At 48.1% G+C, this 9,562-nt stretch carries 8 protein-coding genes; 4 read left to right on the top strand and 4 right to left on the bottom strand.

What is annotated here, in order from left to right; translation table 11 throughout:
• Positions 1-980 (top strand): DNA repair protein RadA (gene radA, locus IQ235_RS10350; protein ID WP_264321392.1); only part of this gene is annotated, 980 nt, incomplete at its 5' end.
• Between the two features lie 55 nt (positions 981-1,035).
• Here the strand turns inward: radA and IQ235_RS10345 are convergent.
• A complete protein-coding gene (locus tag IQ235_RS10345; RefSeq protein ID WP_264321391.1) occupies positions 1,036-1,875 on the bottom strand; it encodes a hypothetical protein in 840 nt (279 codons plus the stop codon).
• Positions 1,876-2,295: 420 nt separating this feature from the next.
• Here IQ235_RS10345 and ctpB point away from each other — a divergent pair, with 420 nt between their 5' ends.
• Entirely contained in the window at positions 2,296-3,579 is a 1,284-nt protein-coding gene (gene ctpB / locus IQ235_RS10340) for a carboxyl-terminal processing protease CtpB (protein ID WP_264321390.1), read from the top strand.
• A 164-nt stretch (positions 3,580-3,743) separates the two neighbouring features.
• Here the strand turns inward: ctpB and IQ235_RS10335 are convergent, their stop codons facing one another.
• A complete protein-coding gene (locus IQ235_RS10335; protein ID WP_264321389.1) occupies positions 3,744-4,799 on the bottom strand; it encodes a LuxR C-terminal-related transcriptional regulator in 1,056 nt (351 codons plus the stop codon).
• Between the two features lie 239 nt (positions 4,800-5,038).
• Complete coding sequence (locus IQ235_RS10330) at positions 5,039-6,370, bottom strand: SUMF1/EgtB/PvdO family nonheme iron enzyme (protein ID WP_264321388.1); 1,332 nt, start codon at positions 6,368-6,370, stop codon at positions 5,039-5,041.
• A 748-nt stretch (positions 6,371-7,118) separates the two neighbouring features.
• Here IQ235_RS10330 and IQ235_RS10325 point away from each other — a divergent pair.
• Positions 7,119-7,349, top strand: a complete 231-nt coding sequence (locus IQ235_RS10325) for a hypothetical protein (RefSeq protein ID WP_264321387.1) — start codon at positions 7,119-7,121, stop codon at positions 7,347-7,349.
• 25 nt (positions 7,350-7,374) lie between these two features.
• On the opposite strand, the gene IQ235_RS10320 is transcribed toward IQ235_RS10325, so the two are convergent.
• Positions 7,375-8,322, bottom strand: coding sequence for an NAD-dependent epimerase/dehydratase family protein (locus IQ235_RS10320; protein WP_264321386.1), 948 nt, complete (start codon positions 8,320-8,322; stop codon positions 7,375-7,377).
• 272 nt (positions 8,323-8,594) lie between these two features.
• On the opposite strand from IQ235_RS10320, the gene IQ235_RS10315 reads away from it, so the two are divergent.
• Positions 8,595-9,562 (top strand): DUF8459 domain-containing protein (locus IQ235_RS10315; RefSeq protein ID WP_502652821.1); only part of this gene is annotated, 968 nt, incomplete at its 3' end.

Genomic DNA, 9,562 nt, shown 5'->3' with positions numbered 1-9,562 from the left:
CAATTATCGATAGCATTCAAACTATTTATTTTGCCTCCCTCACGTCTGCCCCCGGTTCGGTTGCCCAGGTGCGCGAATGTACTTCAGCCTTGATGCAGGTGGCCAAACGGGAAAATATTACCCTGTTGATTGTCGGACACGTCACCAAAGACGGATCGATTGCCGGACCTCGGGTTCTCGAACACCTTGTCGATACGGTGCTGTTTTTTGAAGGCGATCGCTTTGCCAGTCACCGGTTGTTGCGATCGATGAAAAATCGCTTCGGGGCCACCCACGAAATTGGGGTCTTTGAAATGGTCGCCCACGGATTGCGAGAAGTGGCCAACCCCTCGGAGTTATTTTTAGGCAGTCGGGATGAGGTGGTATCGGGAACCTCCACCATTGTCGCCTGCGAGGGGACGCGCCCGATCGTAGTAGAGTTACAAGCCTTGGTGAGTCCGGCGAGTTTCGGATCCCCTCGGCGTTCGGCGACGGGTCTCGATAGCAACCGCCTGCAACAAATTCTGGCAGTTTTGGAAAAGCGAGTGGGAGTTCCCCTTTCTAAACTCGACACCTACCTTGCCTCCGTGGGAGGGATTAAAGTCGAAGAACCCGCAGCGGATTTGGGGATCGCGATCGCTGTAGTGGCTGGATTTCGCGATCGGGTCGTCGATCCCCACACCGTCCTGATTGGGGAAGTGGGACTGGGGGGACAGGTGCGCCAAGTCTCGCAATTGGAACTGCGCCTGCGCGAAGCCGCAAAACTGGGATTCCGACGGGCTATCATTCCCAAGGGGCAAATGCCGCCGGACTTGGGCCTGGACATTATTCCCGTGCCAAAAGTGTTGGATGCCATTATCGAAGCGATTCCCGCTCAACCCAACAATGGCGGTAGCATCTCTTCCCCAGACCTTGAAGATCGCCCCCAAGTGGACATCCTACCTCAAAGCCGACAAGACGAACTCGAAGACGAATTGGAACCGGAAACGGATATTTTTTAAAGGCGGCAGATCGAGCTTCTGCAACTGGTGACTCTTCCAATCGATAAACGATCGCCTAGGGTAAAGAACCATCGGGCGATCGCTGCTGCAACAATTCCCCTTCTTGAGGCAAGACAAATTGAACGTTGCCGTTGCCATCCTCTTGCTTGAGTGCCCCCAATTCCAACAATTCACTTTCCGCGCGCTGCCGCACCCTCTCGTCGATGGCTTGCGCCCAAACGTACCGCCAACCCCAAAATCGAGGCAGGAGACTATCGGGATTTTGGCGCAGATATTCTGCATCCTCGCGAAAACTTCTCGCTCCATCGAGTTCGGAAATTGCGTCGAGCCAATCGGCCATTCGTTCGTAGGTGGCGATCGTTCCGGGAATGTCCCCTTCGAGCAATAGTTGGTCGAGGGAACGATAGCGCAGGATGAGAAATCCCCGAGGGTTAATTTCCGGCGTTAGAGAAGCGATTCCCCGTTCCATATACTCCCCAGCGAGTTCCGGGTTGCCCTGCTCGATGGAAATTGCCGCTGATAGAAACGGGTAGATTTCCATAAAGCGAGGATCTCGTTTGACGATCGCCTCGAAATAATCGTCGTTCAACCCATAAGCCGTTCGCGCTCCAGCTTCCGCATCGCCAAAGTATCCCAGGAAGCGCAAAAATGCCCAGTCGGCGATCAGATTATCGAATCCCAAGGACGGCATCTGAGCTAGCAGTTGCAAATGTACTTCTTCAAGTTGGGCAAATTGTTGGAAATTGGTTTCTCGATCGATAACTTTTGGCACCTGCTTCAACTGCATCGCGATCGTCCCCAGGGCGGCTAACAGACCGATCGCTCCAGGAATTAACCAAGTTGGGACTCGGCTGGGGCGATCTCCGGCCAAATTTGCACTCGCTGCATCGGACATTTTCTGTGAATCACATTGAGTTAAGGCTTTATTTTAGACGATCGAGCCAGGATTTGACTGGGCGAATTGAGATGGAATTGGTACAGTAGTAGAGAGAAAATATTCTCGCCCAACTCCTCCACACGCCAGACCCTAATTTTAGGCTTTGGTTGCTTTTTGACCTGCATTCAATTGCATCAATTCCACGGAACTAACGTTCGATCGATAAAATCTTCTCCCCGACCCCAAGCGCGAGCGCTGTATCTGTTGGTACGCACTCGGGTATCAAAAAGCGGTCATTTCCTTTATGGGGAATTTCAGACTTATCGAGTTGTTTGACTTGACGATGGGTCATCAAGGAGCGAGAGCCAATTTTTGGCGGTCTAAAACTGACTCGAATCTTAAAATTCCATCGCTCGCGCCAATAAGCGCTACTGCTGAATGAATTGCTCTCCCATCCGTTCCCGCTTGCAACGCGTTGCACTCGTTGGTGGGGCGATCGCCACCACCAGCTTCTCTTTACTGTTTCCAGTCGGCTCTCGCGCTGTCAATGCGGCATTGCAGAACAGTCCAAAAACCGTTCTCGATGAAGTCTGGCAAATTGTCAATCGAGATTATGTCGATGACTCTTTCAATCAAGTGAACTGGTCGGAAGTTCGCAAAGAACTGTTGAGCCGAGACTATACTTCTCGCCAACAAGCTTATGCTGCCATACGTCGTGCTTTATCCCAACTCAACGATCCTTACACCCGCTTCCTCGACCCGGAGCAATTTGAGGCGCTGACCGATCAAACAGCCGGGGAACTTTCGGGAATCGGTCTGCAACTGAGTTTGGACGAGAGAACCCAAGAGATCGAAGCCCTCGAAACCATCCCGAATTCGCCCGCACTTCGTGCCGGATTGCAAAGCGGCGATCGCATCCTCGAAATCGACGGTCAGAGAACCCGAGGCATGGATGTCGAACGAGCCGCGGGTTTAATTCGCGGTGAAGTGGGCACTTCAGTCACCCTAAAAGTCCAGCGTGGGGTGGAAACACCCTTCGAGCTAACCCTGGTGCGCAGCCGTATCGAACTGCCGACCGTCAGTTATACGATCCGGCAAGAAGAGCAAGCCCGCATCGGTTACATCCAACTCGATGAATTTAACGCCCACGCAGCGGAACAGATGTATCGGGCGCTTCAGGATTTGAATGGCGAGAACGTGGATGCTTTCGTTCTCGATTTGCGGGGTAACCCCGGCGGATTGCTCAATATCAGCGTCGAAATTGCTCGAATGTGGATCGATCGAGGGACGATCGTCAGTACCGTCGATCGCCGAGGTCAGAACGAAACCATCGAAGCCACGGGAATGGCTATGACCGATCGCCCCTTAGCCGTTTTAGTCGATAAAAATTCAGCCAGTGCTAGCGAAATTTTAGCCGGAGCGCTCCAAGACAACGGGCGAGGAACGATAATTGGGACTCAAACCTTTGGTAAAGCCCTAGTACAAGCGGTTAATTCTCTCTCTGACGGTTCGGGACTCGCTGTGACCATCGCCCACTATTACACTCCCAAAGGTACGGATATTAATAAAACGGGCATCTCGCCGGATATTACCGTTCAACTGACTGTGGAGCAGGAGTTCCAACTCACCCTCGAACCTCAAATCAGAGGAACCCAGTTCGATCCGTTTTACGCGCGAGCCATCGATGTATTACAAACAAGTACTCCGGTTGCGGCAAATTAGTTCGAGTTGCACTCAGTCAACATAATTTACACTCAACTTAATTTATACTGTCGATGTCTGTTTTGTTTCGGTAGCGATGGCGATCGCTACCGAAATATCGCTCTGGTTTTTCCCAGAGAGTTGCTGTCTCAACAGCCTTCTTATTAAACCGGCTCGTATTTCTTTTAAGAAATAACGTTCGACGCTCGCAGATCGGGCTTAGCCATCATCACTTTTTTGACAAATTCAGGATATCGATCGAGAACCCAATCTGGAAATACTAAATCGGGATTTTCGACAAGCTGACGCTGGAGAACGTCAATAATATTATCCACTTCGTTGACTCGATCGAAAACTAAAGTATTAAATTCATTTTTTTGATTGACGTTAAAATCGAGCGATAAAAAATGCCTAACATCAATTTCTTCGCCAAGTCCGAGAATTAAAAATTTAATTTGCCGATGGTCGTAAATTTCCAAACAAGCTTCGGAAATAAATTGAATAAAGTTTGACTCATCATCAAATAAACCATCAGTATAAATAATAAAAAATGCTCCTCTATTTTTCGGCTTTCCTCCCTCGATCCAAGTTTTGAAACATTGCCGGAGTGTCGGAGTTATAAATGTATTTCCTTTCGGTGGATGGTTGTGAAATAGTTCTTGTACCTGAGAGGCGTCTTTAATTTCATAGGGACCCGCACCGACTTTATCTCGACAAAAAAAGTAGACGCTGAGGCGATCGCAAATTTTTTGAAGCGAACCCTCGACCGAGCGTCGTTCGGTAGAAAGAATCGTCCAAACGTGAGATTCTACCTCTTCTTGCAGGAACTTATAGCGAGCCAGTCCTCGAGTATCACCATCTTTTCTCACCATCGAGCCGCTGCGATCGATTAGAACAAACACGTCTCGGTTGTAGATCGTACCCAACAGACTCGCTTTTGCCTCAGGAGAAATAGCCTCTTTGAATTGGAGATCGGGCGTTTTTTCTCGAACGAATTCTGGCTGGTACTTGCGAAATAAAGCAATAAGATCGGGACGCTTGGAGCGACGTTCGTCAGGAAACTCGTTAGCAATCTCGAATTGATTGCAAATATTTTCGATGTGTTTTCTAACCGTAGCTTCGGTAATATTAAGCGCGCCAGAGATAGCTGCATCGCTTTTGCCAGCCAACACCTCGAGCAACACTTCCCGTCGCCGATGGGTCAGTTCTTGAAGCGTTCGATTGAAGCGATTTCGATCCATGCCTCCAGATCGTGTGGGGGAATATTCACAAGCATAACCTTGGAGGTCAAACAATGGGGCAGAAATTGAGAAATTGTCGGGCGAGGTGAGAAGAAAAACGCTCGCGACTGGAAAACGATCGTTTTCCAGTCGCGAGCCAACTGATAGTGCTTTGCGATAAGCTGACAAACTCTACAGGTCAAACGGTTTCAATCATTTATGTCAGTCCTGTGAGAGTCACTTGCGCATGCGAGTCACCATTAGAGATACTCCAATTTTTCTCGGACGATCCGAATTCCTTCCACGGCGGAAGCATATCCCAGCCGTCGCTTGTTCGTCAAAACAATAAAGGAATAGAGACTGTAGATTTCCTGACTTTCGATGGAACACTGATGTCCGATTTGTTTCAAGCGTTTGCGATTGGACTCTCGAAACCACCAGATTTTAGAAGGCCCAGAAATACTCAATAGAAAATCCGCTAAAGCATTCCAGAAGTCCCTGGCTCGAAGCAGTTCGTCGAGATGAGTTGCTGCTTTATGATAAGACGTGCGGTCTTGACATCGACTCATGACAAAATTCAAAATTTCGTAGATGGTCGGGTCGAAGTCTCGATCGATCTTTAGCGCTTCACTCAGTCTTGGATAAAGACTGTAGTATTTCTCCACCAAGAGTTTACGCGCAACTGGGCTGTAAACGGCATGAACCAGATTTTGTAAGTCTTTGCCGAGCTGTTTGAATACGACAAAGCAAAAAAACAGAATCACACCGATTCCCAGTAGGATATACAACTCGCCGCTCACGCCCCAGACGGGATCGGCAAGATTTTCCGAGGCTGAGGAGTAAATGTCGAATCCATTGGCAGAGGACGCCGGGGTTTCAACATCTTCTGTGGGAGAGGAATCTACAAATAGAAATAAGAACGCGAGCGCTCTCATAAAGATCGTTCCCCCACTGGCATTGACATAATTCCCCAGGCTCAGCAGAATTGCCAGAACGCTCAGCACTAAAACTGAGACTTTGAGCAGTGTAAATAGAGCATTACCGTTAGACGAGTGGGAGCTATTCGAGAGAAGACGCTCGCAGTCCGTTGACAGATTGCGAACCAAATCCCGATCGCGCATCAGATGATGATCGAAATCGCGCGGGAGGGGCAAAGTCGCCGGTAGTATGCGAGCACCGTCGAGTTCGATGCCAGTTAGTGCAACGGTTTCTCCCTCTTTACACCAGTAGCCGATATGCCGTTCGGGGATGGGATGAGCCTGAGCTTCTGCGGGGGTTGGTAACCGGAAGCGAACCCGCCATCGGGCGTACTTTTGAGTGAGCCACTCGCAAAATGCTTCGGCATCGCTGGCTCGAACGCCGAGTACCGGCTGATTAGCCTCTCCCGCAGGGTATTTTTCCGTCGTCCAACTATCGGGTTGGTAATATTTGCCAACGGCTCGTTCTTCGTCGAGGAAAAGCTGATATTCCTCGCAGGTGATGTAGCTCGAATCGATACCCAGATTGGCATCAAGAGCCGATAGATTCTCGATTCGTTCAGATAAAAGTGCTTTTCCAAGCGCTTCGGGTGTGAGATCGATACTTTTTGCCATCGATGCTGAACCTCAAATTTATGTCCAGTTATAGATGACCCTGAACCCATCCGATTGAAAATAACAATCGAAATGGCGATTTCTGGGCAAGCTAGATTGCTTCACGAGATGTCTTCGGTTGCTATTGTTGAAATCTGTAGAAAGCAAAAGTAATTAAATACTTTCATCGGTTTTTTGTCGATAAAAACGGATCGACAAACCAATGAACTTATCATAAGACTAGAGCCAGGTTACAGTTTTCAGAGGGCAAGCTTATCCAAAATATTGAAGCTTGACCCAGCACGCTGAAGACTTCACGTGAAACTCAGATAATTGACGATTAATAGTACTATTAAAAATCGCGCTCGATCGTATCGCTAGCGCAACGATCTAGATGGAAGTTAGTTGACTCTGCACTTATCGCGAGTTGAAGAATTAACAACCCGTTTCTATTTTGTCACAGAAACTTAAATTTGGGTGCGATCGCCATTCATCTTAACGCTATCTTTTTAAAGATAGATGGGTTATGTTGCAAATGTTGCATTGTGCCTGAGTTTAAGGTAAATATCCAAAGCAATTCGGTATCTAAGTTTACCAATGTAGAGGTTTGCTCTACATCAACACCAGCGCAAACTCCACCGCAATCATCGAGTCAGTACCATCGAACGTAGAGACATACAAATATAAAGTCTCGAAAAGAAATTTATATTTTTCTACCGACTCGATTTTAAAATCGAGCATCATTCACAAAACTAACGGAAGCTATATTATGTTGACCTCAATTTTGACAATCGTTCTAGGCACTTACGTGGTTCTGGTCTTTGTTGTAAACTTCCACGAGGGTCAGTACGATTGCGAGTCCGATCTCAAATACTCTTGGATATCGCCTCATCCTCGAAAGACCCAAGACGGCTGGAGCCACCCGAAGACGACTCGACTGACTCCTTCAACTTTTTCCATCGAGCATTCCCAACAGACTCGAAACAAGAGGGTGGCTTAGCGATCGTAATGACAGATTTAGCTCGCTATTTTGAGCTGGACGTTTTTCCTAAAATCTCATCGTCAATGGAAAAATCGACTTCTGCCTTATCTCGGTCATTGACGAGATAGTCATTTTGAAACGAATCTTTCAATCCTGACACGAGATCGAATTTTGGTTGCCAGTTTAATTCTTCTTTGGCTTTGTGAATATTGGTAAAAAAGTGCTGCGATCGCAAGGGAAATGCTTTGCGTTTGCCAAAGTCGAATTGTTTGGGATCGTAATGAACGATCGATATAGAGTCTGGCGATTTTCCGGTCGCTTCAGCACAGGCACGGGCTAATCCATTAAAGGTCACGTATCGCGCTCCAGAAATATTATAAATTTGCCCGATCGATCGCGAGTTGCCCAACACCGCCACCATCGCACGTGCTAAGTCATCGCAATGTCCCAGTTGAGTCATATACATTCCATTTCCGGGAATGGGAACGGGGCGATCGCGGACGATGCGATCGAAAAACCAGGCTTCTAAAGGATTATAATTTCCAGGACCGTAGATATAAACGGGGCGAATGGAAGTAAACGGTACACCGGCTTGGTTAAGGTACGTTTCCGTTTCAAATTTACCTTTGTGCCGACTGTTGGGATCGACTTTATCTCCCTCAAAATGCGGCATTCGATCGGACTTCAAATAGACTCCTGCCGAACTCACGTAGATAAAATGTTGGATCTTGTCCTGAAACATTTCGACAAGAGGTTGGGTATCGCTCAACTCTCGACCGTTATTATCGAAGACCGCATCGAAGCTTTCTTTGGCTAGTAATTCTTTTAATCGATCTGTATCTTTTCGATCGCCCTGAATTTGCTCCACACCTTCTACTGGCGCGGGCTTATTTCCTCGATTAAATAAGACGACATCATGTCCTCTCTCTACTAACTTTTTTGTTAAATAAACACCAATAAACCGGGTTCCACCCATGATTAAAATTCGCATAGTCTTTTTGGATAGTAAGTCTTAAACTTGGACGTTAAATTCGAGCAACTTGACGATCGTTGTTCTTCTTTTTAGGATACCGGAGTTGGGGAATAAATTATAGCAGCGCGTACTTATTTGGGGGATGGTATTGGGAGAAGACACGCGATCGGGTTCTTCCTCTCAAAAAGCGACTTGGTACGCGATCGCATTACACGATAAAGTTCGTAAGCGAACCATTGAGTAGAAACTTTGAGGGTATGAGGAGTAGGAGAGATCGAAAGATATATCTCTTGGTTTGGCTGTGTCGAGATCCCATCATTGCGATCGCGATTTTTGCCGCAACGATCGTTGCAATAATAACGATCGTTTGGGCGACCCCAGCAGAAGCTCAATTGGCTCCCATCTCTCGAAGGGATAAAGCCCCGATTTTACTCGATGGTCGAGTCTTGTTTCAGGTCAGCAGCGTTGCAGACTTCCCGGCAGCAGAACGGGCCGCAACGATTAACGAGATTCTCGAGGAGCAACTTCAGTTCGGCGAACCGACGAGTGCGATTGTCCTCGAACGAGAAGGACAAACCACCCTCAGCATTAATGACGTGCATCTACTGACGGTGACCCTAGAGGATGTGAAACGGAGGTTTGGGGTCTGGTCCGAAGGGGAGAAAAAAACCTGGTTGCAAAAACAAGCGGAAAGGTGGGGAAAGCGCATCAATGCCGCACTGCAACGGGCGCAAAAAGAGCGATCGATCGCCTATATCCGCCAAGCAGCACTGTGGAGTGTGGGGATTGTGGCCGTGTCGATTGCCCTGTCTTGGGCGTTAACCTGGGTGCGACGAACGCTACTGCTTCCCCGCCTCCAAGCCTCAACCTCCACCGCTCAATTCAAGCAACAGCAGCGATGGCGGTTGGCACTGACGGGGGTGCAACTGGGAATTTGGATGACTGCGGTTTACTCAATCATGGGTTTATTCCCAATTCTGAGGCGGGGTCGTTATGCATTGTTTGCCAGTTTGACCCGTCCCATTTTCAAATTGGGTGAGGTGGATGGCTCGATTTTCGATTTGTTTATCTTGCTTGCATTTATTGTCGGATTGTGGTTCGTTGTCAAAGGGTTTACCCATTTCCTCAAAACCCAAATTCTTAGCTTGGCAGGGGTCGATCGCGGCGGACAAAATACCATCGGACTGTTGACTCAATATGGGTTAGTCGCCCTGGGTTTGCTGGTGTTTTTCACCAGTTGGGGTATCGATATTGACTC

Origin of the sequence: Zarconia navalis LEGE 11467 (assembly GCF_015207075.1) — a bacterium.
Classification (GTDB): Bacteria; Cyanobacteriota; Cyanobacteriia; order Cyanobacteriales; family Geitlerinemataceae; genus Zarconia; species Zarconia navalis.
The sequence above is the reverse complement of the archived record's forward strand: the minus strand, read 5'-3'. Positions and strand labels throughout refer to the sequence as shown.

Coding starts and splice junctions, on each gene's coding strand:
- IQ235_RS10335 (WP_264321389.1), bottom strand. CDS start 4,799: ATGGATCGAAATCGCTTCAATCGAACGCTTCAAGAACTGACCCATCGG.
- IQ235_RS10320 (WP_264321386.1), bottom strand. CDS start 8,322: ATGCGAATTTTAATCATGGGTGGAACCCGGTTTATTGGTGTTTATTTA.
- IQ235_RS10330 (WP_264321388.1), bottom strand. CDS start 6,370: ATGGCAAAAAGTATCGATCTCACACCCGAAGCGCTTGGAAAAGCACTT.
- IQ235_RS10325 (WP_264321387.1), top strand. CDS start 7,119: ATGTTGACCTCAATTTTGACAATCGTTCTAGGCACTTACGTGGTTCTG.
- IQ235_RS10345 (WP_264321391.1), bottom strand. CDS start 1,875: ATGTCCGATGCAGCGAGTGCAAATTTGGCCGGAGATCGCCCCAGCCGA.
- ctpB (WP_264321390.1), top strand. CDS start 2,296: ATGAATTGCTCTCCCATCCGTTCCCGCTTGCAACGCGTTGCACTCGTT.